Consider the following 26,535-nt stretch of genomic DNA (forward strand, 5'->3'; position numbering starts at 1 on the left):
GGCTCACTCAGATCAAACGATTACGCTTGGCGAAGTCCCGCAAGTGCACCGCCGCGTTCACCCCGGTTTTGTCGATCAAACGGGTCTTATAGGTGCTGACAGTCTTGTGACTCAAGTGCATAAGCTCGCCGATTGCCTTGTTGGTCATGCCCCGGGCCAGGTATTGCAAGATCGTCAGCTCACGGTTGGAGAGTTTGTTGATTAGCTGTTTTTCGCTGCGTTGCAGGGGGTTCTGCGAACCCGAAGGCAGCCGTGCGAAGTAGGTGTAACCGGTCATGACCGCATGCACGGCCTTTTGCAATTGACTCAGAACGTTGGTCTTGGCGACATACGCCATGGCCCCGGCGCGCATGCAACGATTTTGAAAGAATTGCGGATCCAGCGACGAGAACACCAGCACCTGGCACGACAAATCACTAGTCTTGATCCGTTCCAGCACATCCAGCCCATCGCCTTCGGGCATGACCAGATCCAGCACCACCAGCGTGGGTGAATGCTCTCGGAGCATCGACAACGCCTCACTGCCGCTGGCAGCCTCATAAATCCGTTTGAAACCCTCCTTCTCCAATACGATTTTGACTGCGGCGCGTACCACCGGATGATCGTCCACAATCAGCACTGACTTCATGGCAACTCCCTGTGCAAAGACCTGACGATTGCGCACGAATGCACGCCGGCTAACGACGAACCGGACGCAACGGCTGCGCTAAGACTTTTGCATGGAAGGCAGAAAGAATGTACCTGACAGAACTGATAGTACCGACGAACGGTAGCCCCGAAATCAACCAATCCGTTGCCGATATCGCTCTTGATTCAAGGAGGGTGCAGCTTCACACGCAGGCGGATCGATGAGCGTCATCAGCCGTTGAATTGATGCAAAATCCGGCATCGCCGAAGCGTAGATCAAGGCGTGACGAACCTGGCTGTTATCGAGGAAAAATCCAGGCAGGTCCAATGCTCCAACTGCCAGTGAGGCATTGATGACGACCAGATCAAAGGGCTCGCAGCCGTACTCGACCAAGGACAGCATCTCCGCAAGGCTTTGCACCGGCGCCACCCGGTAGTAATCGAGCTGATTGAACAGCCGTTCGGTTTTCATCCGGTGAAAATGCTGCTCGTCGGCGATCAGGATACGCAAGGTTTTGTTGGTCATCGCGTGCCTCCAGGTCAATCAATGACGGATGAGTGAGGCGGCAAGACTACGCAAGACTCATGAAGCGTTCTGTAGGACGTTTCCTAAAAGCTGTGTCACTTATCCCTCAGCATGTGCTCTCAGGAAACGGACCGGGTTTCGCCGCGCAGTTGCAACCAGTTCAACAGATCATCCCCACTCATTGGCCGCGCATACCAGTAACCCTGCCCTTGCGTGCACCCCAGTTCCAGCAACTGCTGGCGTTGCGCATCGGTTTCGATACCTTCAATCACCACCGCCATGCCGAGGGTTTCACCCAGCGCCAGGGTGCTGCTGATCACTGCCCGGCACCGTGGCTCGTGTTCCAGGGTGCGGACGAACTCGGCATCGAGCTTGATCTCGGTGAACGGTAACTGACACAGACGCTGAAGCGATGAGAACCCGGCACCGAAATCGTCGATCGACAGCCGGCAACCCATCATCCGCAGCCGCACCAGGCTTTCCAGGCTGATGGCCGGTGCTTCCAGCAGGCCACTTTCGGTCAGCTCGAAGGTCAGGCTGAAGCCGGACGCCGAATGCGCCGCCAGAATGCCTTTGATGGTTGAAGTCAGCTCGCTGTTGGCCAATTGCAGCGCTTGCAGGTTAAACGCCATGTTCAGCGTGAAACCACGATGCCTGAGGTGTCGCTGCAGCCTCAATGCTTGATCCAGTTGGGTGAACAGCAACTCATCCATCAACCCGCAACGCTCCAGGATCGGCATGAACACCGCGGGCGAAATAATGCCCTGCAACGGGTGCTGCCAGCGACAGAGCACCTCGACGCCGCAGACTTCGCCGGTCAGCAGATTGAACTTGGGTTGGTACCAGGGCTGCAATTGCTGCTCGGCCAATGCCCGCCGCACGTCTTGTTCGGTGGCCAGCTCCACGGCATTCCCCGACAGGTATTCAGCGGGTGGGTTGTACAGGTATTTTTTCAGTAGATGCGCCAGTACTTCTGCATGCAACGGCTTGCCGACATCACCCAGCAATACCAGGCCGAGCAGAGAGACAATCTGATGCACCGCCCGACGCAGATCCGCCGAGAGCGAACTGCTGATGATGATTGACTTCACCTGCCCCGACGCGCCGACCCGCTGCAAAAACTCCAGGCCGTCCATGCCTTCCATCTGTAAATCACAAAGGGCGATATCCACCGGACCTTGTGCTTGCAGAACGGCCAACGCCTGAGCACCGTCACTGGCCTCGAAGACCTCACGGCACCCTAACGCCCGGAGCATATTCACCGCCACTGAGCGCTGAAAAGCATGATCTTCAAGAACCAGGACACGGAGCGGCAGGCAAGACATTGAGGTCGACTCGTCGATTGAGGGAATAGGACGATTCTCCCGGAAGGAGCAAAAAAGCAATTTAGGAAACGTCCGAAGGTTTGTAGGAATTTTCCGAAGCGAAGACTTCACGCCGGCAGTGATGCTGAGGGCGAGCCCATTGCAGGCCCGCCCCCTCGACTCAGTTACGTGTACCGACCACAGACGCGCCGTAGGAGATGATCACCTCCACCCGACGGTTCAGTTGCCGCGAGCGGGCATCGCTGTTGTCGGCAATCGGGTATTGCTTGCCGTAACCCGTGGTGAGCAAACGGTCGCCACCGATGCCCATTTGCTTGAGGGCAGATGCCACCGCATCGGCACGACGCTCGGACAGGCGCTGGTTGAACGCATCGCTGCCCACGTCATCGGTGAAGCCTTCGATGCGCACCTTGCGCTCCGGGTTATCGGACAGGTACTGCGCCAGTTGCTGAAAGTTGCGCTGGCTGCCGTACTTCAGGTCGGCCTTGCCGGTGTCGAACAACACGTCACCGAAGGTGACCACCTCGCCTCGCTCGGTCTTCTTTGCCTTCAACGCTTGCAAGGCCTTGAGTTGCTGAGTGCGCACGTCGAGTTGCACCCGAGTGCGCTCAGCGTCGATGTTTTTCAGATCGGCTTCGGCTTTGCGCCCGGCGATGGTTTGCTCAGCCACGGCGATTTTCTGGCTGGCCAGGTACGCCAATTGCTCGACCTGCGGCGCCTTGCGATCGACGAGTGAGGCCTGGTCTGCCTTGTTCAGTGCGGTAAATGCGTCCTTGGTTTCGATGGCCGCAAGCGTGCTCGACTCGGGTTTGCTTTGCAGGGTGCTGAAGTGGTCGCGGGCCTGCAGCAGCTGTGGATTTTCTGGTGGCGTGGCGCAACCGGCAAGCATCAGGCCCATGACGGAAACAGCAGGCAACAGCAGAGAAGTTCGCATGGTCGGCTCCTTATTGAGCACTGGACGGTGGATTGAAACTGGTGGCCGGGTCTTGCAGCATTTCCTGCTTGAGCACCTGGATGCCATTACGGGCGTCGGTCAATTGCCGTTGCCATTTCAAGGCCCGAGCCTTGCGTTCGGCGAGGTTGGCGTCGGCTTCGATTTGCTCGGCCAAGGTCGTGGCCTGCGCATAGTTTTTCTCACCGAGGGCTCGTTCCATCAGCAGGGTTTTATCTTGGGCGGACTTCATTTCCAGCGGCGCATATTGCGTTGCCTCGGCAGCCACCGCGCGATTCAGCGCATCCCTGGACAACGAAATCTGCTGCTCGGGAATAGGCGCACTGGCGCAGGCACTCAAGGCCCCGGTCATGATCAACAGGCAAGCCGAAACACGCGCACGGCAAAACACACGTTCAATAGTCATCTAACGTTCCTAACAGTGGAGTGAGTGAGCCCGGTCGTTATGGATCTCTGGGCTCAGACGGGGTTGTGCTCAAACAAAACGGCGGTCAGTAGTAATTGATGGTGAAGGTCGCGGTGGCATTCGCCGGGCCGGCGGTGATGCTGTCCTCGGTCTGGATGTAGCGTGCCTTCAACGGGATGGTGTAACTGGCGCCTTCCTGCGGCCTGGGCGTGATACCGCTGGCGCGCAATGTAGCCAATTGCAACGGCGTGCCGCTGTTGTCGGCGACTTGCAGACCGACACCAGTGGCCGCCGGATCGTCGCCGGGAGCGCTGGGGTTAAGGCTCATGATTCCCAGGTTAGGAGTGATCGCAGCTCGGGTCGGGTCCAGGCGCACTTGCAGCACGTTATTCTTGCGCGAGTCCAGGTTGTTGCTGGTGCCGTCGTTCAACCAGCGAGGGCCGGTGCCCTGATAGTAACCATCGAACGCAGGACAATTGTTCAGCGCGATGGAGAAATCCTTCCAGGGTGTAAAGCTATTTTTGCCAGAGAACTCGCTGAGCAGGTGCGTGCCCATGGGCACCTGTACATCTGGCGTCGAGCAGGTGCGGGAGACTACATTCAAGCTACCTGAAACGTTTACACGCTGGACATCAAGGGTGTTGGTACTGACCCATTTTTGATCCATGGTCGGCAAAGAGGCCCCCTGGATAGTGCCGGGGGATACGTCACCAATCTTGATAAAAGACAAGTCAAATGCCATGGAGCCTTGAACATTTGTCCAATTACAGCTAGCAGTCCCACCTCCACAGTTGCCATAGTTCTGAGTGAACGGCATCGCCGTGCCAGCGTTCCAGACTGCAACGCCGATACCAGGGACACCGGTCTGGTAAACATGCCCTCCCCACGGTGACCCGGCCCAACTGGATAAAGGCAACGGAATCACCGGCAATGTGCGGACACGCTGTATGTTTACGCTTTCCACCGAACAATTGATTACGGTATTGGCCGGGACTTGAAAGGTCTGCCGATAGACTTCAGCTCCCAGCGGAACATCTCGTCCAACAGTGATACTGCCGCCCAGCAGCTGCATGGTATTGAACGCAGGAGCGCCTTGCGTGAACTGACAATCAGCCATCGCCATCCCCGCTACCAACGACAACCCCAGTACCGCCCCACTCGACTTGAACATTCGCATCTTCTTCATCACTTGATCCCCTGTGCGCTGTTCACAGAAGCAACGCGATTGTCTGATTGAGCGACCGCGCACACCGCGTCCACTTGACGCAGTTGCTGGCCAGCGTTTTGGCCAGGTGGCAACGGCAGCGCACATTGCTGACCGGCCTGAATGCCCCAACTGATCAACAGCTGACGCGCGTCTTCCTTGACCCGGGCATAGAGCTGACCGCCCTGACCGACCACACCCACCGACACGCCGCGGTCATCGACCACACCGGCGCCGAATGGCAGCGGACGGCCATCGGCCAGGGACACATTGAGCAACAACGCCTGACCATTGCTGGTGCCGTATTTCAACGCCACCACGGCGCCGGCCCGCGGAGCGACCTGCTGACTGGTTTCGGTCAGTTCGACGTCCATGGAAGTGCCCAATGGATCGATCGCCACTTCGTTCAATTCATAAGGCCGCAGGTACGGCACCACCGCGTTGCCGCGACCGTCGAGTTTCAACCCCGGGAAGCCGACCACTTTCGCGCCCTCGGCGCCTTCGGCCGTGATCACTGCCATGGTTTCGCCACGATACGGGGTCAGGGTCACGCCGTTCGGGTGAGCCACCACGCTGCCGCTGGCATTGAACGACAGGCTGTCGTAACCCTCGCCACGGCTGACTGTTGCGCCGACGATGGCTTTCGGGCCGATGTACTGACCGTTGACCGAGGTGCTATTGGTACGCGTCGCGCCATCGTGGCCACCGGTGACGCCATAGTTGTACTGACGATCTTCACCGGCGGTCCCACTGAGGGTCGCCTGCTCGCTGAAGTTGCCGTGGGTGTCACGCATGACACGCGCCGACAGTTGCGGACGGTTGACCGTGGAGCCGAATTCCAGGGGCATGCTCACAGTAAACAGCAAGCTGTTGTCCATATCGCCAAGACCGATGCGGCTGCGGTTGGCGCTGACGCCATAGCTGACCGAACGCACCTGCTTGTTGTAGCTGAACTGGTACTGCAGATCGCTGCCCGGCAGGTTCCAGTAATTCTGGGTATAACCGCTGAACGCCACTTGGCCCCACTCACCCAGGCTCTGGTTGGCGGTCAACGACAAACGACTGCGCGGGCGACCGTACAGGCTGGTGTCCAGGCCATTTCGCTCGGCATCGAGCAGTTGCACGGCGTTGCTGAAATCCAGGTAGTTTTCCGTGGAGAACCGCGTGGCAGCCACGGCAAAGTTACTGCCGGTGCTGAGGATGTTTTTGCTGTAGCTCAAGCGCGCACTCTGGCCGCTGGCAGTGCCGCTTTTCAGATCGGTCTGGGCGTGGGTCAGGTCGACCGCCATGGCACCGATCGGCGTGCTGAAGGCCAGGCCGCCGAGCGCCGAGTGATAGTCGTTACTGAGCTGAGTACCGCCATAACCGGTGAAGACATTGTTCAAGCCGCGTTGATAGGTGCCCTGCAACAGTTTTGCCTGACTGTCGATGTAGTTGTTGCGGGTTTCACCGGCGGTGACGTTGAAGCGCGACGTGCCGGGGCGCAGCAACTGCGCGGTAGAAGCGAACGGCACAATGAATGTCTGCTCACTGCCATCGGCTTCGTAGACAGTGACTTCCAGGTCGCCGCCGTAACCGGTGGAGTACAGGTCATCGATCACGAAGGCGCCCGGCGCCACCGTGGTTTCAAAAAGGAGGTTGCCGGCCTGACGCACCGCCACTCGCGCGCTGGTGCGGGCAATGCCCCGGATTACCGGCGCATATCCGCGCTGGGACTCGGGCAGCATGCGATCGTCGGTGCCCAGTTGCACACCGCGATAAGCCAGAGTGTCGAAAATTTCGCCACTGGTGTTGGCCTCACCCACGGTCAACTGGCTCTTGAGCGAGGTGATATCGCGCTGGGCGTAGGTGTTCAACACTTGATAAGCCTGACCGGTCTGCTTGTCCCAGCTCGTCGAGCCGTTATGACGCAGACGCCAGTCACCGAGGTTCAACCCGGCATTCAGGCCCAGGTAGGCCGAGTCATAATTGCCGCTGTCGGTCTTGTTGTGGTTAGCGTTGAAGTTATAGCTCAGCGTCCCGGCGGTAACGCCGCGATCCCACAGCTCGGGGCTGACGTAACCCCGGGCATCACGGCGCAGGGCGATCTGCGGGATGCTGACATCCAATTGCTGGCTAGACGGCGAAAAGTTCGCACTGGCGCCTTCGATCAACTGCGCAATGTCCAGACACGACGCGCCGCTTTCCACACTCAAGGTGGCCTCAGGCGACAGCCGACGCAGATCCACGCCGATCAGCTCCAGCAAGCCGCGGCTGAAACACACGGTCGGGCGGCTGCCGTCGGCCTCGGCATTGATGCGAATGTCCTGGCGATTGACCAGTTTACCGTTGACCGCCACGTCTGCGCGGTACTCACCGGGCAACACCGGGTTGCCTTGCTGATACTGGGTCAAGTCAAGGCTGCGCGAGTCCTCTGGCAAAAATGCATCGTTGAACTGCACGTCTTCGGCCAAGACTGCCTGGGCTGCCAATATGCCCGTGACACTCGCCAGCGTCTTGAGGATCAAGGCCGCCAGCGGATTCAGGGCAAAGCGAGGGCGTGCCCGCAGGTGAGCCCCCAGGCTTGGAAAAGTCGTCATAAGTTACTCGTGCACTAGAACGATCGCGAAGGAATCAGGGCTTGAGTGGTTGTTTGGTCGGCATCAAGGCACCGTAGTCGTTGATCGCATTGAACTCGACCTGAGCCACTGCACCGGGCATCGACTTGAGCGTCGGTACGGCAAAGACTTTGGTTTCACCGGGACCGACCATGCCGTTTTCACTCTCATAGCGCTGATTGCCCACGGTCAAGGTCAATTCGACCTGGGACACATGAAACGCCGTCGGGTTGAACGCTTGCAGCGCGAAGCCCCGCTCAGCTGCAATCACCTTCCACTGCACCTGTTGCGGCGCCTCGGTCGGGTTGCCGGGCAGGCTGTCGGGGCGGTAAAAAATCTTGATCCGCGAACGAAAAGCCATCTGCAGTACGTTCATGTCCGCCGGGCCTTCGGCCTTGGGTGGAATCTCCAGCACATTGAGCCAGAACACTGACTCCTTATTGGCCGGCAAGTTTGCGCCGGTGAACATCAGGCGCAGGCTCTGGCCTTTGCTTGGATCGATGCGTGACACCGGCGGCGACAGCACAAACGGTGCTTTCGAACTGGTGGGGCTGGACTGCACATCGCCACTGTCGACCCAGGATTGCACCAGGGCCGGACGCGTGCCGTTGTTGTTCAATTTGACGGTGATTTCTTTCTGACTCGCCGGGTACACCAGACGCGTCCCGGTGATCACTACACCGGCCATGGCCTGGGAGCAGACCAACGTCGCGAGCATCAGCAACACACCGCGGCGAACTGTTTTGACACAAGACATAACGCACCTCCTCCGCCGCACGCTGACGCGCCCCTGCCCGCCTGGACCGGAGCGCGCCGTCGTGGACATGGCTTACTGGTAATCGACGTTGTAAGTCACGGAGCTGACCACGGTGCCCGGGGTGGTGGTGCCGGTGGCGAAGTACTGCACGGCGTACGGCATGTTGGCCGCGCCGGTGCCGTCGATGGTGTTGCGGGTGGTGCTGGTCTTCTGATTGGTGTTACCCGCCTGAATGACCGCACCGCCTTGCGCATCGACCAGTTGCAACTGCACGTTGGTGGCCGTGCCTGTCATGTTGTTCAAATTGCCGCTAACCGGGTCAACGGTCGAACCCGAGTTGAAGAAGGCCGCCGCGGTGGCTGCGGTACCGACGCAGTTGCTCAGCTGGATGTTGAAACCGGTGCGGCCTTCGGCCTGGCCGGCTGTGGTCAGCAGGCCGGTGGAGATGGTCGGCAGAGTCACTGTCGCAACGGCCGGGGTCACCACGCCGTCTACAGCGATGGTGCAGGTCTGGTTGACCAGTTCACCGCTGAAATTGATGGTGCCGTCGGCGGCGTTGGCGAACTGAGCGCCAGTAGCGGAAACCAATACGGCGATGGCAAGGGCTTTGCGATTCATGGGACAACTCCAAAAGTAAGATTTCGAACCTGTCGCGAAAGCCTGGATGAGTTGCCAGACGCGGGATGCGTCGTGGTGGGTCAAGCCATCGGCCTGGCGACGGAGTAATCATCGTCTTCCGGAGTCATGCATCCTGTAGGCACAATCCCTGCAGCTTGTAGGACATTTCCCACGACGTGCTGCAATGAACCCTGCTCGGGTCAGCCGAGAGCACCCTCCAACCGCTCGGCCAACCGTTCCATTGCCTGTTGCAGTGCATCGACCGCTTCGGTCAAGACCGCCGAGTCCAGCCCATTGCAGGCTGTTTCCAATGTTTCGCACGCCTGGATCAACACACCGGCCCTGATAATCCGCGCCCCGCCCTTGACGCGATGCGCCAGATCCGCAAGCCCCGGCAAATCATGCTGGGTAAACAGGCGCATCAACCGCGCCATGTCTTCGTCGTTGCTGCTGGCCAGATCGCCCAGCAAGCTCTTGATCGAAGCGCTGTCGCCACGGGTCAATTGCTCAAGGCTCGTGAGGTCGATGTCGTCGCTTAAAAGCTCGTGCTCCCGCTCGCTTGCAACCGCAATCCCGTTCGGCGCCACCGAGGCCAGGCGCACGCTCAGATCCTTGAGGCTGATGGGTTTGAACAGGCAATCGTCCATGCCCGCGAGCCGGCAGCGCTGGATTTCCTCGGGCTGGGCGTTGGCGGTGAAACCGAGAATCAACCCCGGCGCCAGGCCGCGGGCCGTCTCTTCTTCGCGAACGGCCCGGGCCAACTCATAGCCGTTCATAATCGGCATGTTGCAATCGGTGATCACCACGTCAAACGACTGATTGCGCCAGGCACGCAAGCCATGGGCACCGTCTTCGGCGTCCATGACCCGGTGGCCGAGGTAACTCAACTGCTGCGACAACAACAGGCGATTGGCGGGGTAATCGTCAATCACCAGAATGTTCAGGGCGCGACCAGACGCGGAGGCAACTTCCGTGGCCGCAGGTTCGGCCAACGGTTGCAGGGTCGGCAACGACAGCTGCACCTCGATCCGCGTGCCCTGCCCCAGCACGCTGCTCATGCTCAAGCGGCCGCCCATCATTTCACACAGCGTGCGGCTGATGACCAGGCCCAGACCAGAGCCGCTACGGGCCGACTGGTCGTTATTGCTGGCTTGGGCAAACGGACTGAACAGGCGCTGCTGGTCTTCATCGGAGATCCCCCGGCCGGAGTCTTCGATACGCAGACATACGTCCAGACGCTCATCGTCCGCACTCGGCTGAGTATTCAGCACCAGACGCACCTGGCCTTCGCTGGTGAACTTGATCGCGTTGCTCAACAGGTTCGATACCACCTGTTTAAATCGCAACGGATCGATCAGCACATCGCGATTGGCCGTGGCGTCCAGTTCCAGCAGCAGACGCAGCTGCTTTTGCCGCGCCAGGCCTTCGAAAATCCGCGCCACCGATTCCACCAGCTCGCGCAGATTGGCCCTTTCCGGCGTCAGCGACAGCCGCCCGGACTCGATCCGGGCGATGTCGAGAATATCGCCGATCAGGTCAAGCAAACCGCGGGCGGCACCGGATGCAACTTCGATGGCAAACCGGTCCAAGATCCCTTGATCGGCCTTTTTCATAGCCAGTTCGAGCATGCCGATCACCGCATTCATCGGCGTGCGGATTTCGTGGCTCATGGTCGCCAGGAAAGTGGTCTTGGCCCGGTTCGCGTCGTCGGCGCCCTCCTTCGCTTCACGCAGTTCTTCGAGCAGGCGCTGGCGCTCGCTGACGTCAATCCAGCCACCGATCATGCCGCTGACTTCACCGTCACTGCCGCGATACGGCAGCATCCAGTGGTAAATGGTCAGCACGTGGTCGGCCATGGTCAGGCTGCGATCCTGCACCCGCGGCAGGCCTTCGTTCATCACTTGCAGGTAATCGTGGTGATAGGCCGTCGCCTCATCGAGATTATTCAGCACACCTTCGACCACGGTCTTGCCGATCACCGCGTCTCGTTCGACGCCAAACGCCTGCAAATAACCGGCGTTGCAGATCAGCAGACGTCCCTCACGGTCACGCACATAAATCGGGTGCGGCGTACCGTCGATCAATACGCGCATGAACTCCAGTTGATCGTTGAGGGCGATTTCGGCTTGTCGACGCTTGCGCATCAATAACCGCAAATAGGCGATCCAGCCCAGCGCCACCAGCAGCAACACCGCGGCCAGGGCAAACCCCTGAATGATCGCGGTGCGATTGCGCAGCCAGTAGCTGTCATCGACCACCACTTCGCTGCGCCAGCGGTTGGTCACCTCATCCATTTCTTCCGGCGGGATACTCAGCAGTGCTTTATCGAGAATCGAGTACAGCTCCAACGAACCCCGGGCGGTCGCAAACGCCACCCGCGCCGACTGGGTGCCAACGGTGCTGGTGATACGCAAACGGTCGCGGTACTGACGCGAAATCATGTAGCGCGCGGTGATTAATGAATTGACCGCCGCATCAGCCTGACCGTTGGCGACCAGCGCCATTGCTTGATGGGCATTGTCGGCATCCACCAGAGCCACCCGCGGATAGTGCTCGATCAACAGATCGCGCACCGGGTTGCCACGAATCACCGCCATCCGCTTGCCCGCCATATCGTCGAGGGTGGCAGGATTGTCAGCGCCTGTACGGCTGACCAAAACAAAAGGCGTGCTCAGATAAGGTCGAGTGAAGCGCAACGTCCCTTCACGCTCGGCGCTTGGCGTCAGGGTAATCAGTAAATCTGCCTGCTCGCTGCGAATCTGTTCGATCAGCTCCGGCACCGAATGAGCGCGCTGCACGTCGAACTTCAGACCGGTGCGCAACGCCACCTTGGCCAGCAGGTCGGCGCTGATACCACGGAACTCGCCGTCCTGGTCGTAAAACGACAGCGGTAGAAAACTGTCATCGATCGCCACCCGCAACCGTGGATGCTGGTCGATCCAGCGCTGCTCATTAACACTGAAATGCAGCGCCTGCTGCCCCGGCATGCTGGTACCGCCAGCACTCCAGCGGCGCAGAATGGTCATGCGCTCACCCACCGGAATCACCGCCAACGCTGCGTTGACGATGCGTAATAAAGACTGATTGTCACGCGCCATCGCGAAGGCGAAGTTCTTCACTTCCATCCGCGAGAAATCCGCCAGTTGCACGTTGTTCAGGTAATTTTTATTGATCAGGTAGTTGGCGCTGATGGAATCCCCCAGGTACACATCGGCGCTGCCAAACGCCACGGCGCCGATCGCGCTGAGCGTCGAGGGGTAGAGCTGCACACGAGCCTTGGGATAGAACGCCTTGACCGCTTCGGGCGGCATGTAGTGATAGAGCATCGCCACTTGCTTGTCGGCCAGATCCGGTGACAGGCTCTGACTGTCGCCCACCCGGGTGACCAGAGTGGGTACATCGTCGGCGTAGGCCCGGGACATCGCCAGTTCCGGATCCGCCGCTTCGAAGCCGTTGGATGTCCCCAGCAAATCCACTTCGCCAAGCTTGAGCGCCTCAAGCACATCTGTTCGCGAGGTGTAACGACGCACTTCGACGCGTACGTGCAACAGTTCGCCAAGCAATTGCGCATAGTCAGCCGTTAACCCCTCGTAATCATTGCCGTTGCCGGTGATGCTGAACGGTGCGTAATCAGGGGCCGAAGCCCCCAGGCGCAAGGTGCCTTTACTGCGCAGCCAGCGCCAGTCCTGCTCATCGAGGGGTACGCTGTAGCCGTCGACCGTCGAACGGCCGAGTACCTGTAAGGTTTCCGTCGACACGGCAGCGGCCAGCGCAGCGTTCAAGGTGCCGACCAGCGAGAATGCGAGCAGCCATTTTCGAAAGGACATGCTCATTCAGATCAGGTTATTGCGCTTGGCGAAGTCGGCCAGGTACACCACCGATTTCACGTTGAGCTTTTCGATCAGCCGGGTTTTGTAGGTGCTGATCGTCTTGTTGCTCAACAGCATGGCGTCGCCGATTTCCTTGTTGCTCAACCCATTGGACAACTGCTGCAAAATGGTCAGTTCGCGGTCGGACAGTTTCTGGATCAGCTCCAGATCCGTGGCCTCGACGTCACTGCGCCGCACGGAACTGGTGGCCAGATTGGGAAAGAAGTTATAGCCGTCCATGACGGCCTTGATTGCCTTGACCAGTTCGTCGAGATCGTTGGTTTTGGAGATGAAACCGGCGGCTCCGGCTTTCATGCAGCGCATCGAGTAAAACAGCGCCGACTGCGAAGTCAGCACCAGAATCCTGATTTTGAGGTTCAGCGCACAGATACGGCTGATCACTTCGAGTCCATCGAGCTTGGGCATGGCGATATCGAGAATGATCAGGTCAGGCGAGTGTTCTCGGGCCAGCTGCACTGCGTCGGCGCCGTTGTCGGCCTCGGCGATCACCTCGAAGTGCTCCTGTTTGAGCAGCATCTTGACCGACGAACGAATGAACGGATGATCGTCTACAACCAACGCTTTAAACATATGACCCCCTGTAAGACACACCGGTATTGACCAGTGACGAGATCGTCCATGGCGAAGACAACAATGGAAGAACTGACCGTTCGACGCGTGGCACAAAAATACACCAGCGCGAGTGCAGTGTAGGAACTTTCTCGGGCTTTTCTGCCAGGTTTGCGCGTTGCATCATTTTTCATCACCCGGCGCCGCCAGCCATTGCAGCAAACCATGTCCGGTCATGGGCCGGGCCAGGTGAAATCCCTGGCCGATCTCGCAGCCCAAAGCGACCAGCGCGTCACGAATGCGCTGGCTGCTGACGCCCTCGATCACCAATTGCATTTCCAGCGAACGCGCCAGTGCCAGCGTGCTGGCAACCATGGCACGACAGCCTGGTTCGTGCAGGCGCTGGACAAATTCGCCATCGAGCTTGAGCTGGTTGAACGGCAACTGACACAGCAGCTTCAGCGACGAGAAACCGACACCGAAATCATCGATCGACAGACCGCAGCCCAGCATGCGCAGACGCAACAGGTTTTCCTGGGTAACCGGCGACACTTCCAACAGGCCGTTCTCGGTGAGTTCGAACTGCAAAGTAGAACCCTGGAACGCATGACGCTGGAGCGCCCGGCGGATGTGCCCGACCAGATCGCTGTCAGCCAGTTGCGAGGCGTGCAGGTTGAACGACAGCTCCAGACTCAAGCCCTGGCGACGCACGATTCCAAGCAGGCTCAAGCCCTGTTCCAGTAGCTGTTTGAACATCTGATCGATCAGGTCGTAGGCCAGCACTGCCGCGAGAAACTCCCTGGGCAGCAACACCCCTTTAGCCGGATGCTCCCAGCGCACCAACGCCTCGGCGCCGACGATGGTGCCCGTGGTCATGACGCATTTTGGTTGAAACCAGGCCCGAAACTCTCCCAGTGCCAACCCGCGACGGACTTCGTCTTCGCTGGGCAACTCACGGGGCAACACCTGCGCTTCAACCATCGGGCGACGCACCCGGTAACGCTGAAGCATCCGGTGCAAGGCGCGCATTTGAATCGGCTGTTTGATGACACCGAGCAACTGCAACCCCGACAACGAGCCCATTTGTCCCAGCGTGCGTTGCAGTTCCGGCCGTAGCTCACTGCACAACAAGACCGCGTGCACCATACCGATCTGACTGGCGTAACTCAGGAACTCCAGGCAATCGAAGCCTTTGTCGGCCAAGTCGCACAGGACGATATCGACCCCGCCGGACAAATGCATCTGCACCAGCGCCTGCTCGCCGTCACTGGCTTGTACCACATCACGCACACCCAGGCGCTGCAGCAGCTTGACCATCACGCTGCGCGCAAAACCATGATTTTCCAGTACCAGCACACGGGGGGAGGTCATCTTCCATTCATCACTTCGCAGACCTGAAGATCGGCATAGTGGCGGGCGGAGATGAATCAACAGGACAGATTCGTCCTTTTGTTTTGTAGGAAATTTCCCAAATACAAGATCACAACCTTCGGCAGTTCCAATGCATTGCCTTTCGATGCAGGAGCTGTCGAAGTTGGTTTATTGATTTCTGGAGAATGAACGCTGCAATCAAAATTTATGGTGTTTTGGAGGGCCTATCGCGAGCCTGCTCGCGATGGCGGCCTCACAGACGCCGAAAATTTAGCTGGCGGTGGCCAACAACAAATCCATCACCGACCGGCCATGCCCACGCGACTTGCCATGGTCGTACAGCGAGCCGGCAATTTCATCGGCGCGGATCGGCAGGATCGACAGCAACGTGTCGCTCAAGCCGTGGCTGGCCTGGCAGAAGCCCTGCATGTAGATGCCGGCCTTGCAACGCTCGTCGGTGATCAGTTTATAGTTGCGATCGACCTCGAAATCGCCCAGGTACTGCTCCAGTGGCGCCAGCAGTTTGCGGTGCATCTGACGCTCGTAACCGGTAGCCAGCACTACGGCGTCGTAGCAGCGAACCGTGACTTCACCGGTGGCGTTGTTGCGCACTGACAGTTCGATACCGCGTTCGGTGGCAGTGGCTTTCTCGACGGTGGTCAGGGTACGGAACGCATGGCGCGCGATGCCCGAGACTTTCTGCCGGTAGAAGATCCCGTAGATGCGTTCGATCAGATCGATGTCCACCACCGAATAGTTGGTGTTGTGGTACTCGTTGACCAGGCGCTCGCGTTCGCTACTGGCCTGCTGGAACACCAGGTCGGTGAACTCCGGCGAAAACACTTCATTGACGAAGGGGCTGTCATCGGCCGGTTTCAGGGCCGAGCCGCGCAGGATCATGTCCACTTGCACTGACGGGAAGCTGTCGTTCAGGTCGATGAAGGCTTCCGCCGCACTCTGCCCGCCGCCGATGATCGCGATGCTCATCGGTTGGTTATTCACGCACGGCTGCTTGGCCATACGCTCCAGGTACTGGGAGTGATGGAACACCCGGCCGTCATCCTGGAGTGCCTTGAACGCTTCGGGAATGCGCGGCGTACCGCCAGCGCTGACCACTACCGAACGGGTAGTGCGCACATGCTGCTGACCTTGCGTATCACGCGAAATCACCCGCAATGCTTCGACCTGCTGGTGGTGCAGCACCGGTTCGATGGCCAGCACTTCCTCGCCATAGCGACTCTGTTCGGTAAATTGCCCGGCGACCCAGCGCAGGTAGTCGTTGTACTCCATGCGGCATGGATAGAAGGTGCCGAGGTTGATGAAGTCCACCAGACGACCGTGGTGCTTGAGGTAATTGACGAAGGAATACGGGCTGGTCGGGTTGCGCAGCGTCACCAGATCCTTGAGAAAGGAAATCTGCAGTTCGCTTTGGGTGACCAGGGTATTGCCGTGCCAGCGGTAGTCCGCCTGCTTGTCGAGAAACAGCACATCCAGTTCGCCCTGGCTCGGCCCGCGTTCTTGCAGGGCGATGGCCAGGGCCAGGTTCGAAGGGCCGAAACCGACGCCGATCAGGTCGTGAACGATGGGCGATGCAATTGCCTGTGTCATTTCCAGTGTCCTCTGGATGAACCCCGGACCAGCGGGGATAAAGCCTGGGTGACCTGACCGGCCTTGTGCGGCAGCAGGTCGTCTGTTGAATAGGAACGAGGACGATGAAAAAAAATTTAACGAGGCCTGATTAAACCGTGGCGATCAGTGTGCATCCCACTGGCGCATGCGCACCCGGCAATGCTTCATGGCATTGACGATGTGCTTTTCCACCAGCGCCCGGGAAATACCCAGGTGCTCGGCGATTTGCGGGTGCGACAAGCCATCGATCTTGCGCAAAAGAAAACTCTCGCGACACAGCCGTGGCAACTCCGCCAGTGCGCGCTGAAGCATGTCCAGGCGTTGACCGTGATCGATACTGTTGTGGGGGGATGGCGTGAAATAGCGCTCTTCGCTGTCGAGCACGTCCAGGGATTCGACCTGCCGCAAGGCATTGCGTCGGTGGTCGTCGATCACCAGATTGAGCGCGGTGCGATAAAGAAACGCGCGGGGTTGTTCGATCGGCGTGTCACTGGAACGCTCCAGTACCCGCAGATAAGCGTCATGCACCACATCTTCGGCCACCTGACGGTTGCCTAGCTTGGCGTTCAGGAAACACACCAGCTCGCGATAGTAGTTTTCCAACATGACTCCCAGTCCTTGAGCCAGATCTGCGCCATAAAAGAGATGGCGGCACGATGATGGCAGCGCGCAAGGGGCGTAATTTATAGTAATTCTCATATAGATTTAAAGCGCTGGATCCAATTACCTGAGAAATAACCTCATTTGTCGATCTGCAACGCGACTTAAATTCCTCTCCAAGGTGCTCGTTTACAGGACAGCTTCCCGTGTCTGTCGGCCCACCGACAGCGTTCAGCGGTGCGGGTCACTGCCGTGATCGCCGAGCGACGGGCCGATTTTCACCGGCTGGAACCCCGCATGAAACGTCCCCGCCCTACCCGACGCGCCCTGTTTGTCGCCCTGTGCCTGATCCCCGCCGTAGCCTTCGCCGCCTGGCAAGTGATCCCGCCGGGGCGTGAAAAACTCGCCACCACCCTCGTAACCCGCGCCGATATCGAAAACAGCGTGACTGCCCTCGGCACCCTGCAACCGCGACGTTACGTCGACGTCGGCGCCCAGGCGTCCGGGCAGATCCAGAAGATTCATGTCGAGGCCGGCGATCAGGTCAAGGAAGGCCAACTGCTGGTAGAGATCGATCCCTCGACCCAGAAAGCCAAACTCGACGCCGGGCGCTTTTCCATCGACAACCTCAAGGCCCAGTTGCAAGAGCAGCGCGCCCAGCACGACCTGGCGCGGGAAAAATATCAGCGCCAGCAGCACCTCAAGGCTGGCGGCGCCACCCGCGAAGAAGACGTGCAGACCGCCCGCGCCGAAGTGCGGGCGACCCAGGCGCGCATCGACCGGTTCCAGGCGCAGATTCGTCAAGCCCAGGCCAGTTTGCGCAGCGATGAAGCGGAGCTCGGTTACACACGGATCTACGCGCCGATGTCCGGCACGGTGGTCGCGGTCGGCGCCCGGGAAGGCCAGACGCTCAACGCCCAACAACAGACGCCACTGATATTGCGCATTGCCCGGTTGTCACCGATGACCGTGTGGGCCGAGGTTTCGGAGGCCGATATCGGCCAGGTCAAACCCGGCATGACCGCCTGGTTCACCACCCTCAGCGGTGGCAGCCGGCGCTGGAGCAGCACCGTGCGGCAGATTCTGCCGGTGCCGCCGCGCCCGCTCGAACAGACGCAGGGCAGCCCCACCAGCGGTCGCAGCGGCAGCGAACGAGTAGTGCTCTACACCGTGCTGCTGGATGTCGACAATGCCGACAACGCCTTGATGACCGACATGACCGCCCAGGTATTTTTCGTCGCCCGGCAGGCGCAGAACGTGCTGACGGTGCCCACCGCGGCCCTGCAAAACGGCACCGCGGCAGATCGCCAAGTGGCGCAAGTGGTGGCGGCCAACGGCGAGGTTCAGCGCCGCGAGGTTCGCACCGGAATCAGCGACCGGTTACGCACGCAGATTCTCGACGGGCTGGCGGAAGGCGATCACGTGCTGAGCGCTCCGCTTACCGGCAGCGGAGGCTGAATGCAAACGCCCCTGATTGACCTGCGACAGATCCGCAAAGCCTACGGCGGTGGCGACAGCCCCCTGGTAGAAGTGCTGCGCGGCATCGACCTGTCGATCCATGCCGGCGAATTCGTCGCCATTGTCGGTGCTTCCGGTTCCGGCAAATCGACCCTGATGAACATCCTCGGTTGCCTCGACCGCCCCACCAGTGGCGACTACCTGTTCGCCGGGGAAAACGTCGCTGGCCTGGGCAGTGACGAACTGGCGTGGCTACGGCGCGAGGCCTTCGGCTTCGTGTTTCAGGGTTACCACCTGATCCCGTCCGGATCGGCCCAGGAAAACGTCGAGATGCCGGCCATCTACGCCGGCACCCCGGCGCACGAACGCCATGCCCGCGCGGCGGCCCTGCTCGAACGCCTCGGCCTGGGCTCGCGCACCGGCAACCGTCCACACCAGCTCTCCGGTGGTCAGCAGCAACGGGTGTCAATCGCCCGAGCCTTGATGAACGGCGGACACATCATCCTCGCCGACGAACCCACCGGCGCCCTCGACAGCCATAGCGGCGCCGAAGTCATGAGCCTGCTCGACGAACTGGCCAGCCAGGGGCACGTGGTGATCCTGATCACCCACGACCGCGAAGTGGCCAAACGCGCCAACCGGGTCATCGAAATCCGCGACGGTCTGATCATCAGCGACACCGCCACCAGCCCCTCGGCCGAACCGCGCACGGCCCGTCCCGGCGCGCTGCAAGCCGTGGACCTGCGCCAGCGCCTGAGTGCCGGCAGCGAAGCCAATGGCGCCTGGAAAGGCGAATTGCTGGACGCGGTTCAGGCGGCCTGGCGGGTGATGTGGATCAACCGCTTCCGCACCGCCCTGACGCTGCTGGGGATTGTGATTGGCGTGGCGTCGGTGGTGGTGATGCTGGCGGTGGGCGAAGGCAGCAAGCGACAGGTGATGGCGCAGATGGGCGCCTTCGGTTCCAACATCATTTACCTCAGCGGCGCCGCGCCCAATCCGCGTACGCCGCCCGGGATCATTACCCTCGACGACGTCGCCGCGCTCGCCAACCTGCCCCAGGTGCAGCGGATCATGCCGGTCAACGGCTCGACGGCGGGCGTGCGTTTCGGCAACGCCGATCACACCAGTTATGTGGGTGGCAACGACACCAACTTCCCGAGCATCTTCAATTGGCCGGTGGTTCAGGGCAGCTATTTCACCCAGGCCGACGAAGACAGCGCCGCCGCGGTTGCGGTGATCGGGCACAAGGTCAGGGAGAAGCTGTTCAAAGACCTGACCGATCCGATCGGCCAGTACATCCTGATTGAAAACGTACCGTTCCAGGTGCTCGGCGTGCTGGCGGAAAAAGGTTCCAGCTCCGGCGATTCCGACAGCGACAACCGTATCGCCGTGCCCTACTCGGCCGCCAGCGTGCGTCTGTTTGGCAGCCGCAATCCCGAGTATGTGGTGATCGCCGCCAAGGATGCGCGCAAGGTCAAGGAGGCTGAGCAGGCCATCGAACAAACGATGCTGCGCGAGCACAAGGGCAAGCGCGATTTCGAACTGACCAACAACGCCGCGATGATCCAGGCCGAGGCCCGCACCCAGGGCATGCTGTCATTGATGCTCGGTTCGATTGCAGCGATTTCGTTGCTGGTCGGCGGCATCGGTGTCATGAACATCATGCTGATGACCGTGCGCGAACGCACTCGGGAAATCGGTATTCGCATGGCCACCGGCGCCCGCCAGCGCGACATCCTGCGCCAGTTTCTCACCGAGGCGGTGATGCTCTCGGTGGTCGGCGGTCTCGCCGGGGTCGGCCTGGCATTGCTGGTTGGTGGCGTGTTGCTGCTGAGCAACGTCGCGGTCGCGTTCCAGTTGTTCGCCGTGCTCGGCGCCTTCGGTTGCGCCCTGGTCACCGGTGTCATCTTCGGCTTCATGCCTGCCCGCAAGGCTGCCCGGCTCGATCCGGTCACGGCCCTTACCAGTGAATGATCGACCTATGAAAGTGCCCCTGACCCTTCTGGCCGCCAGCCTGTTGCTGGCCGCCTGCAGCAACCCTGCGCCGCGCCCCGACAGCGGCCTGCAACCACCCGCTGCCTGGCAATCACCGAACACTTCAGCCGCCGCACACAGCAACCGGCAATGGTGGACGCAGTTCGGCAGCCCGCAACTCAATCAACTGATCGAACAGGCACGGGTGGGCAGCCACGATCTGGCTGCCGCCGTCGCCCGGGTGCAGCAGGCCCAGGCCAGCGCCACCATTGCCGGCGCCCCGCTGCTGCCCGAACTCAAGGCCGGCCTCAACGCCAATCGCCAACGCTTGCTGCATGGCAAGGGCTACAGCCAACTGGACGTCACCCCCACTAATCGCTCGCTGGATTATTACGATGCCGCACTGAGCGCCAGCTATGAAATCGACTTCTGGGGCGGCAAACGGGCCGCCCGGGACAGTGCCCTGCTTGGCTTGCAGGCCAGTGAGTTCGACCGGGCCACCGTGGAGCTGACCTTGCAAAGCGGCGTGGCCAACAGCTACACCCAAGCCCTGTCGTTGCGTGAACAGCAGCGGATCGCCGAGCTGAACCTGGCCAACGCCCAAAGCGTTTTGCGATGGGTGCAGACCCGCTACCACGCCGGAAGCGCCACCGCACTGGAACTGGCTCAGCAAAAAAGCCTGGTGGCCGAACAGCAACGCAAACTGCCGCTGGTGCAGCAGCAGGCCCGGGAAGCCCGGATCACCCTCGCCGCCCTGCTCGGCCAACCGGTGCAGGCACTGACGCTGACCGAGCAGCCGTTCGATCAATTGCGTTGGCCAGACATCGCCAGCGGCGTGCCCAGTGAGCTGTTGAGTCGCCGCCCCGACATCGCTAGCGCCGAGGCAAAACTCGCCGCCGCCCAGGCCGACGTGACCGTCGCCCGCGCGGCGATGCTGCCCACCCTGACACTCACCGCCAGCCTGGGCACTGGTGCCGATCTGGCCTCGGATCTGTTGCGCACGACTTTTTACAACCTGTCCTCGGGGCTGGTGGCGCCGATCTTCAACAATGGTCGCCTCAGCGCCACTCGCGACAAAGCCACGGCGCGCCAACAGGAACTGCTGGAAACCTATCGCGGGGCAATCATCAACGGCTTTGCCGATGTAGAAAAAGCCCTCAACGGCATTCGCGGGCTGGACGAACAACGTCAGTGGCAAGCAGAGGAACTGAGCCAGGCGCAGACTGCTTTCGACATCGCCCAAAGCCGCTACCGGGCCGGCGCCGAAGACTTGCTCACAGTGCTGCAAACCCAGCGCACGCTGTATGCCGCCCAGGATATGAATGTGCAGCTGAGATTGTCGCGGTTGCAGGCCAGCATTGCGCTGTACAAGGCGTTGGGCGGGGGGTGGCAAGTCTTGTAGAACGGTGTCGTTTTGAGGCCGCCTTCGCGAGCAAGCCCGCTCCCACATTAGTTTTGTGTACGACGACTATCCAATGTGGGAGCGGGCTTGCTCGCGAAGAACGATAACGCGGTCTACCTGATTAAACCGGCCATCCCTTGACCTTCAAATGCCGCGCATACCACGGCCGTCGCGGCACTTTGCGAAACAGCTCGCTCATCTTGTCTTCATCGCCAAAGGTGATGCGCAACGCCAGCTTCATGGTTTCGGGGTCCATTTCCACCGAGCGACCCGTTTGCAGGCCCGGGGTCGTGCTGCAACCGTGGGTGTCCGGCCCGAGCCATGGATCGCCCACTTCCACCCAACGCCCCGGCGCAAACCACGGCACACCGTTGACCTCCAGGCGGCTCAGTTCGCCAGGATGAAAACGCTCATGGGCGCGGAACCAGTCTTCGATGCGATCGTCGATCCAGCCGTGGAAACGCCAGAACACCGGGTTGACGTGGGACGAAAACGGATCGCCGAGAAAGTCGTTTTCCGGGGCATACCAACGCGCCGCGAAGTCGGCCTGATCCCGGGCCATCGGCACCGGTATCTCGTTGGACGGATCCCTGGCCACCGACGCCCAGCGCATGTGCAGCCAATCGTGCAGGCCCAGTTCGACCTCCGAACCGAACTGGCCGAGGGTCAGTTTCGACAGATAACGCGGATCCCGGTATTGCGACTCCCAGACCTGGAAGTTGCTGTGATAGGTCTCGGCGGCTTTGATGTCGCTGACCCACTTGGTGTATTCGTCGTCGCCTTCGGTCAACCAGGTCGGTGGCAAGGCATTGCCATCGTGATTGTCGAAATAGCGCGCGAAGCCTTGGCGATCACGCTCAAGCTCCGGTTGCGGCAAGGGGAACGCCGGCCATGAAGGCAAATCCTGCATGGACCGGGCGATGCCGAGCATGTGCCGGTGCATGAAGAAGAAATCGATGCCCGAACCGTTGCGGTCCTTGCGCGGGCCACGGGCATCACGCTCCTGGTCCCGTGGGCCGGGTTGCCAGCCGATACCGCGCAACGCCTCGCGTTTTTTCTCCGAGAGCTTGTGCCATTTGTCCCGGGACGCGTGCCAGAGCTGATGAAACAATCGATGCTCGGGAGACACCAGCCACGCCAGAAACGTCGGGTTGAGGGCGACTCGCTCCCGCGCTTCGGGAAACCGGCGCTTGATGGCGATAAAGCGATTGTCGAGTTCGGGCAAACCCAACGGGCGATTCAGGCTCAGCACCTGACCGCTGAATGTGCCACTGCCGGCGTTGCCGAAAGCCGCCCATACTTCATCGAGCTTTGCCTTGAACTCATACACCGGCGCCACCAGCGGGGCATCAGTGCGCATCAGTCGCCAGTACAGTTCAGCGCCAGTGGCCGGTGCCAGATCGCCGATGACCTGATAGCACGGCTGGCCTTCCCCGCGCAGGTGAGTGCCGGTGTCCAGGCAACCGCGCAACCCGCGCCCGCGATGAGCGATGTCGAGAAACAGCTCCAGCCCGTCCTGCGGCAAGCCATCGAGCCCGGCATCGCTGCCGACAAAACGAATGTCCCAGATTCCGCGCAAGCTGTCGGCCAGTTGCTGCCCGGCGGTGCTCGCCAGGTCGACCGTGGCCTCCCCCGGCGTGATCGGTTCCTTTTCCCGGGTCAGCTCACGATGTGCATAAAAAGCGGCAGGCACCGCAGCGCTCGTGAGCGCCAGGCCCGCCATGAACCAGCGTCGAGAAATCGTCATTGCCCTACCTGTGTCAGCCATGAAGCAGGCTTTATCCAAGCTAGAACGTTTGTTGCCCCCAAAAATTTATGCGGCCCCCTCGGAGCTGCCGAAGGCCGCGATCTTTTCGCGGCCATCTAAATTCCTGCGCCGTTCACTCGTTCTTCCCAGATAGCAAAGGCCCCTGCGCCTGCACCGGGGCGGCGAACCTGACTGAGATGGCGATGACAAAAACACGTTCGAAAAAAGCTCTGTACCTCGGCCTGCCACTGGCCCTGGCCATCAGCGCCGGCGCAGGCTGGCTGGTCTGGGATCATGGGTTCAAGGACAACCCCGGCTACCCGGTCAAGGTCATGAAACAGGCCACCGAACTGCAGGAGCGGATCCTTTCCTTCGACAGCCACATCACCGTCCCCCTGAACTTCGGCGCCCATGGCAATGAGGCCGACAAGGACGGTTCCGGGCAGTTCGACCTGATCAAGGCCAATCGCGGTCGACTGTCCGGCGCGGCCCTGACGGTGTTCGGCTGGCCGGAAATGTGGAACGGCCCGAATGCGCCCCACAGGCCCACCGACGGTTTCGTCGAAGAAGCGCGTAACCAACAGGAAGTGCGCTACAAAATCATCTCCGGGCTGGTTCGCGACTTTCCCAATCAGGTCGGCATCGCCTACACCCCCGACGACTTCCGACGCCTGCACGGCGAAGGCAAGTTTGCGATTTTCATCAGCATGCTCAACGCCTACCCGCTGAGCAATGACCTGAGCAAACTGGACCTGTGGGCCGCGCGCGGCATGCGCATGTTCGGCTTCAGCTACATCGGCAACAACAGTTGGGCCGATTCGTCACGACCGCTGCCGTTTTTCAACGACTCCCCCGATGCCCTCGATGGGCTGTCGGATATCGGCAAACAAGCGGTGCAGCGGCTCAACGATCTGGGCGTGATCATTGATGTGTCGCAGATGTCGACCAAGGGCCTGGAGCAAGTGGCGCACCTGAGCCGCACACCGATGGTGGCCTCGCACTCGGCGCCACGGGCCTCGGTGGACATCCCGCGCAACCTCAGCGACAAAGAGCTGCAACTGATCAAAAACAGCGGCGGCGTGGTGCAGGTGGTCGGTTTCTCGCAATACCTCAAACCGCTGACCCAAGGCACCCAGAACAAACTCAACGCCCTGCGCGCGCGCTTCGATCTGCCGCCATTGCCCAACCTGGCGATGGCGCTGATGCCGGGCGACCCGATCATCACTGCCTGGTCGGAACAGAAGCTCGGTCAATACGCCAGCGGCCTGTACGCCATTCTCGAAGAAGAACCCAAGGCCACGCTCAAGGACCTCGGCGACGCCATCGATTACACCGTGCGCAAGGTCGGCATCGACCACGTCGGCATCGCTTCGGACTTCAACGACGGCGGCGGCATCAAAGGCTGGGAAAATGTCGGCGAGATCCGCAACGTCACCGCCGAACTGATCCAGCGCGGTTATTCCGAAGCCGATATCGCCAAGCTCTGGGGCGGAAACTTCCTGCGGGTCTGGGAACAAGTGCAAAAAGCCGCGAAGCCTACGCTGATTTCTCGCCAGGAAACGGTCAAGCCATGAGTGACCGTCGGACCTTTCTGAAACAGGCCGGGATCCTCGCCGCCGGCCTGCCGTTGGGTGCCAGTCTCGGCTCACCGGTCGCCGCCGCGCCGCTGCAAGCCCTGCCCCGGGACAAATGGGCACAGCTGCGTCAGTTGTTCGACCAGGACCCGAACTGCATTCACTTCGCCAATTTTCTGGTGACCTCTCACCCCAAACCGGTGCGTGAGGCCATCGACCGTCACCGCGCCGCTCTCGATCTGAATCCCGGCCTTGCCATGGACTGGGACCTGGGCGTGACCGAGCAGCGCGAAGAAAACGTGCGGCTCTGGGCCGGTCGATATTTGCAGGCCAAACCGACCCAGATCGCCCTCACCGGCAGCACCACCGAAGGCCTGGCGATGATTTATGGCAGCGTGCAGGTGCGCCCCGATCAGGAAATCCTCACCACGGTTCACGAGCACTACTCCACGAACAACATCCTGCATTTTCGCAACCAGCGCGATGGCACCCGGGTGCGCAAGATTCAGTTGTTCGAGCAGCCACAGTCGATCTCGGCCGACCAGGTGCTGGATACCATCAACCGCAACATCCGTCCCGAGACCCGCGTGCTGGGCATGACCTGGGTGCACTCGGGCAGTGGCGTGAAGCTGCCGATCAGTGACATTGCCGGTCTCGTCGATGAACACAATCGCCAGCGCGACGACAAGGACCGGATCGTTTACGTGGTCGACGGCGTGCACGGCTTCGGCGTCGAAGACCTGAGCTTCCCGGCGATGAACTGCGACTTCTTTATTGCCGGCACCCACAAATGGATGTTCGGCCCCCGCGGCACCGGCATCGTTTGCAGCCGCAGCGAAGAGCTGAAATACGTCAGCCCCAGCGTGCCGACCTTCTCCGAAGCCACGACCTTTTCCACCACCATGTCCCCGGGCGGCTATCACGCTTTCGAACATCGCTGGGCCGTGGACGAAGCATTCAAATTGCACCTGGAGCTGGGCAAGGCCGACGTCCAGGCGCGCATCCATCAGCTCAACAGCTACCTCAAACAGCGGTTGCTGGAACAGCCGGGCGTCGAGCTGGTCACGCCGGTCGATCCAAGGTTTTCGGCGGGGTTCAGCTTCTTCCGGATCAAAAGTCAGGACAGCGATGCGGTGGCCGCCCACCTGATGCGAAACCGGATTGTCTGCGATGCGGTCAGTCGCGACGTCGGCCCGGTGATCCGCACCGCGCCCGGCCTGCTCAATACCGACGCCGAGGTAGACCGCTTCATCGATGTGCTTGGCAAAAAGCTTCGCGCATGAACCTGTGGCGAGCGAGCTTGCTCGCGCTTGAGTGCGCAGCACTCAC

Annotated in this window: 20 protein-coding genes; 5 read left to right on the forward strand and 15 right to left on the reverse strand. The window is 60.6% G+C overall.

What is annotated here, in order from left to right:
• Nucleotides 1-7: 7 nt before the first annotated feature.
• From PSH65_RS22445 to PSH65_RS22510, 14 genes are all read right to left on the reverse strand, one after another.
• Complete coding sequence (locus PSH65_RS22445) at nt 8-628, reverse strand: response regulator transcription factor (protein ID WP_305422421.1); 621 nt, start codon at nt 626-628, stop codon at nt 8-10.
• Between the two features lie 153 nt (nt 629-781).
• Nucleotides 782-1,153: a response regulator gene (locus tag PSH65_RS22450; protein WP_305422422.1), complete on the reverse strand. Its 372-nt coding sequence runs from the start codon at nt 1,151-1,153 to the stop codon at nt 782-784.
• A gap of 119 nt (nt 1,154-1,272) precedes the next feature.
• The gene (locus PSH65_RS22455; protein ID WP_348529740.1) at nt 1,273-2,409 is read right to left on the reverse strand and encodes an EAL domain-containing response regulator; all 1,137 of its coding nucleotides are present in this window, start codon (nt 2,407-2,409) and stop codon (nt 1,273-1,275) included.
• Between the two features lie 229 nt (nt 2,410-2,638).
• Nucleotides 2,639-3,412, reverse strand: a complete 774-nt coding sequence (locus PSH65_RS22460) for an OmpA family protein (RefSeq protein WP_305422425.1) — start codon at nt 3,410-3,412, stop codon at nt 2,639-2,641.
• A gap of 10 nt (nt 3,413-3,422) precedes the next feature.
• Nucleotides 3,423-3,836, reverse strand: a complete 414-nt coding sequence (locus PSH65_RS22465; RefSeq protein ID WP_305422426.1) for a DUF4398 domain-containing protein — start codon at nt 3,834-3,836, stop codon at nt 3,423-3,425.
• Nucleotides 3,837-3,921: 85 nt separating this feature from the next.
• Entirely contained in the window at nt 3,922-5,007 is a 1,086-nt protein-coding gene (locus PSH65_RS22470) for a fimbrial protein (RefSeq protein WP_305422427.1), read from the reverse strand.
• Nucleotides 5,008-5,021: 14 nt separating this feature from the next.
• The gene (locus tag PSH65_RS22475; protein WP_305422428.1) at nt 5,022-7,619 is read right to left on the reverse strand and encodes a fimbria/pilus outer membrane usher protein; all 2,598 of its coding nucleotides are present in this window, start codon (nt 7,617-7,619) and stop codon (nt 5,022-5,024) included.
• A 34-nt stretch (nt 7,620-7,653) separates the two neighbouring features.
• Nucleotides 7,654-8,394, reverse strand: a complete 741-nt coding sequence (locus tag PSH65_RS22480; RefSeq protein ID WP_305422429.1) for a fimbria/pilus periplasmic chaperone — start codon at nt 8,392-8,394, stop codon at nt 7,654-7,656.
• Between the two features lie 72 nt (nt 8,395-8,466).
• Nucleotides 8,467-9,012, reverse strand: coding sequence for a fimbrial protein (locus PSH65_RS22485; RefSeq protein WP_305422431.1), 546 nt, complete (start codon nt 9,010-9,012; stop codon nt 8,467-8,469).
• Nucleotides 9,013-9,212: 200 nt separating this feature from the next.
• On the reverse strand, nt 9,213-12,839 hold the full coding sequence (locus tag PSH65_RS22490) for a transporter substrate-binding domain-containing protein (protein WP_370694664.1): 3,627 nt from the start codon (nt 12,837-12,839) through the stop codon (nt 9,213-9,215).
• 6 nt (nt 12,840-12,845) lie between these two features.
• A complete protein-coding gene (locus tag PSH65_RS22495; RefSeq protein WP_305422435.1) occupies nt 12,846-13,472 on the reverse strand; it encodes a response regulator transcription factor in 627 nt (208 codons plus the stop codon).
• Between the two features lie 162 nt (nt 13,473-13,634).
• Complete coding sequence (locus tag PSH65_RS22500; RefSeq protein WP_305422437.1) at nt 13,635-14,822, reverse strand: EAL domain-containing protein; 1,188 nt, start codon at nt 14,820-14,822, stop codon at nt 13,635-13,637.
• Between the two features lie 270 nt (nt 14,823-15,092).
• Nucleotides 15,093-16,430, reverse strand: coding sequence for a lysine N(6)-hydroxylase/L-ornithine N(5)-oxygenase family protein (locus tag PSH65_RS22505; protein ID WP_305422438.1), 1,338 nt, complete (start codon nt 16,428-16,430; stop codon nt 15,093-15,095).
• A 144-nt stretch (nt 16,431-16,574) separates the two neighbouring features.
• Nucleotides 16,575-17,057: a sigma-70 family RNA polymerase sigma factor gene (locus PSH65_RS22510; protein ID WP_030131483.1), complete on the reverse strand. Its 483-nt coding sequence runs from the start codon at nt 17,055-17,057 to the stop codon at nt 16,575-16,577.
• 291 nt (nt 17,058-17,348) lie between these two features.
• On the opposite strand from PSH65_RS22510, the gene PSH65_RS22515 reads away from it, so the two are divergent.
• From PSH65_RS22515 to PSH65_RS22525, 3 genes are read left to right on the forward strand one after another with little or no spacing between them, the layout of a single operon-like run.
• Entirely contained in the window at nt 17,349-18,509 is a 1,161-nt protein-coding gene (locus tag PSH65_RS22515) for an efflux RND transporter periplasmic adaptor subunit (RefSeq protein ID WP_305422440.1), read from the forward strand.
• A complete protein-coding gene (locus tag PSH65_RS22520; protein ID WP_305422441.1) occupies nt 18,510-20,483 on the forward strand; it encodes a MacB family efflux pump subunit in 1,974 nt (657 codons plus the stop codon).
• A gap of 7 nt (nt 20,484-20,490) precedes the next feature.
• The gene (locus PSH65_RS22525) at nt 20,491-21,885 is read left to right on the forward strand and encodes an efflux transporter outer membrane subunit (RefSeq protein ID WP_305422442.1); all 1,395 of its coding nucleotides are present in this window, start codon (nt 20,491-20,493) and stop codon (nt 21,883-21,885) included.
• 121 nt (nt 21,886-22,006) lie between these two features.
• Here PSH65_RS22525 and PSH65_RS22530 read toward each other — a convergent pair whose 3' ends face one another.
• Nucleotides 22,007-23,632, reverse strand: a complete 1,626-nt coding sequence (locus PSH65_RS22530; protein WP_305422444.1) for a PvdJ/PvdD/PvdP-like protein — start codon at nt 23,630-23,632, stop codon at nt 22,007-22,009.
• 203 nt (nt 23,633-23,835) lie between these two features.
• Here PSH65_RS22530 and pvdM point away from each other — a divergent pair, with 203 nt between their 5' ends.
• Both pvdM and PSH65_RS22540 read left to right on the forward strand, forming a co-directional pair.
• Nucleotides 23,836-25,206, forward strand: a complete 1,371-nt coding sequence (pvdM, locus tag PSH65_RS22535) for a pyoverdine-tailoring dipeptidase-like protein PvdM (protein WP_305422446.1) — start codon at nt 23,836-23,838, stop codon at nt 25,204-25,206.
• Nucleotides 25,203-26,489, forward strand: a complete 1,287-nt coding sequence (locus PSH65_RS22540) for an aminotransferase class V-fold PLP-dependent enzyme (RefSeq protein WP_305422448.1) — start codon at nt 25,203-25,205, stop codon at nt 26,487-26,489. Before pvdM ends, PSH65_RS22540 begins: the two co-directional genes overlap by 4 nt.
• Nucleotides 26,490-26,535 lie beyond the last annotated feature (46 nt).

It is taken from the genome of Pseudomonas sp. FP603 (assembly GCF_030687415.1).
GTDB lineage: Bacteria > Pseudomonadota > Gammaproteobacteria > Pseudomonadales > Pseudomonadaceae > Aquipseudomonas > Aquipseudomonas wuhanensis.

Excerpts from the sequence above, each read along its gene's own strand:
- PSH65_RS22445 (WP_305422421.1), bottom strand. The coding sequence starts at position 628 with ATGAAGTCAGTGCTGATTGTGGACGATCATCCGGTGGTACGCGCCGCA.
- PSH65_RS22450 (WP_305422422.1), bottom strand. The coding sequence starts at position 1,153 with ATGACCAACAAAACCTTGCGTATCCTGATCGCCGACGAGCAGCATTTT.
- PSH65_RS22455 (WP_348529740.1), bottom strand. The coding sequence starts at position 2,409 with ATGCTCCGGGCGTTAGGGTGCCGTGAGGTCTTCGAGGCCAGTGACGGT.
- PSH65_RS22460 (WP_305422425.1), bottom strand. The coding sequence starts at position 3,412 with ATGCGAACTTCTCTGCTGTTGCCTGCTGTTTCCGTCATGGGCCTGATG.
- PSH65_RS22465 (WP_305422426.1), bottom strand. The coding sequence starts at position 3,836 with ATGACTATTGAACGTGTGTTTTGCCGTGCGCGTGTTTCGGCTTGCCTG.
- PSH65_RS22470 (WP_305422427.1), bottom strand. The coding sequence starts at position 5,007 with ATGTTCAAGTCGAGTGGGGCGGTACTGGGGTTGTCGTTGGTAGCGGGG.
- PSH65_RS22475 (WP_305422428.1), bottom strand. The coding sequence starts at position 7,619 with ATGACGACTTTTCCAAGCCTGGGGGCTCACCTGCGGGCACGCCCTCGC.
- PSH65_RS22480 (WP_305422429.1), bottom strand. The coding sequence starts at position 8,394 with ATGTCTTGTGTCAAAACAGTTCGCCGCGGTGTGTTGCTGATGCTCGCG.
- PSH65_RS22485 (WP_305422431.1), bottom strand. The coding sequence starts at position 9,012 with ATGAATCGCAAAGCCCTTGCCATCGCCGTATTGGTTTCCGCTACTGGC.
- PSH65_RS22490 (WP_370694664.1), bottom strand. The coding sequence starts at position 12,839 with ATGTCCTTTCGAAAATGGCTGCTCGCATTCTCGCTGGTCGGCACCTTG.
- PSH65_RS22495 (WP_305422435.1), bottom strand. The coding sequence starts at position 13,472 with ATGTTTAAAGCGTTGGTTGTAGACGATCATCCGTTCATTCGTTCGTCG.
- PSH65_RS22500 (WP_305422437.1), bottom strand. The coding sequence starts at position 14,822 with ATGACCTCCCCCCGTGTGCTGGTACTGGAAAATCATGGTTTTGCGCGC.
- PSH65_RS22505 (WP_305422438.1), bottom strand. The coding sequence starts at position 16,430 with ATGACACAGGCAATTGCATCGCCCATCGTTCACGACCTGATCGGCGTC.
- PSH65_RS22510 (WP_030131483.1), bottom strand. The coding sequence starts at position 17,057 with ATGTTGGAAAACTACTATCGCGAGCTGGTGTGTTTCCTGAACGCCAAG.
- PSH65_RS22515 (WP_305422440.1), top strand. The coding sequence starts at position 17,349 with ATGAAACGTCCCCGCCCTACCCGACGCGCCCTGTTTGTCGCCCTGTGC.
- PSH65_RS22520 (WP_305422441.1), top strand. The coding sequence starts at position 18,510 with ATGCAAACGCCCCTGATTGACCTGCGACAGATCCGCAAAGCCTACGGC.
- PSH65_RS22525 (WP_305422442.1), top strand. The coding sequence starts at position 20,491 with ATGAAAGTGCCCCTGACCCTTCTGGCCGCCAGCCTGTTGCTGGCCGCC.
- PSH65_RS22530 (WP_305422444.1), bottom strand. The coding sequence starts at position 23,632 with ATGACGATTTCTCGACGCTGGTTCATGGCGGGCCTGGCGCTCACGAGC.
- pvdM (WP_305422446.1), top strand. The coding sequence starts at position 23,836 with ATGACAAAAACACGTTCGAAAAAAGCTCTGTACCTCGGCCTGCCACTG.
- PSH65_RS22540 (WP_305422448.1), top strand. The coding sequence starts at position 25,203 with ATGAGTGACCGTCGGACCTTTCTGAAACAGGCCGGGATCCTCGCCGCC.